Origin of the sequence: Mesorhizobium sp. M7A.F.Ca.CA.001.10.2.1 (genome assembly GCF_003998575.1) — a bacterium.
Lineage (GTDB): Bacteria > Pseudomonadota > Alphaproteobacteria > Rhizobiales > Rhizobiaceae > Mesorhizobium.
Window position 1 is genome coordinate 1 of sequence record NZ_RZQY01001277.1, and the last position, 576, is coordinate 576.

1 protein-coding gene and 1 pseudogene are annotated in these 576 nt (G+C 67.0%); one reads left to right on the forward strand and one right to left on the reverse strand.

What is annotated here, in order from left to right:
• On the forward strand, window positions 1-375 hold a 375-nt coding region (locus tag EN964_RS36615; RefSeq protein WP_206528846.1), incomplete at its 5' end, for a gamma-glutamylcyclotransferase.
• On the opposite strand, the pseudogene EN964_RS36620 reads toward EN964_RS36615, so the two are convergent.
• Window positions 362-576, reverse strand: a pseudogene (locus tag EN964_RS36620) (glycoside hydrolase family 127 protein); the annotation flags it as partial. The gene EN964_RS36615 and the pseudogene EN964_RS36620 overlap by 14 nt on opposite strands.

Consider the following 576-nt stretch of genomic DNA (forward strand, 5'->3'; position numbering starts at 1 on the left):
AGGTGCCAGGGCATGGTGTTCGAGATCGCGGAACCGGTGGCGGCTAACCTCGAAGCGCTCCTGCGCCGCGAAATGACCATCCTGCCCGCCGTCAACGTGCCGCGCTGGCTGCAGGTCAGGACCGAAGGCGGCCCATGTCGCGCGCTTGGCTTCGTCGTCGATCCCGCCAATCCGCGTTATGCCGGCAAGCTCGACAAGCAGGCGATCGCGGCGACGCTGGTGACAGCCGTTGGTCATTGGGGCTCGGGCGCGCAATATCTTTTCGAGACGATCCGCCACCTCGAAGCCTGCGGCATCCGCGACCGCAATTTGTGGCGGCTGCAGGAACTGGTAGCCGAAGAGATCGGGCTAACATCACAACTCACCCGTCCCTGAGCCATACCAGCATCTCGCCGGGCTCGCGGTTGTCCCAGGCGAAATAAGGAATGGCGGTCAGGCGCGTCTCGGCGGTGGCCGGCGGCTCGGGCCTGTAGAGCCCGTCCCGCCACCCGTCGGCGGCATCGGCAAGTGCCGCGGTCGACAGCGTCACCACGCCGCCGAGAAGTTCCGGCCGGTGCTGCGCTTCGATGGTGGCCG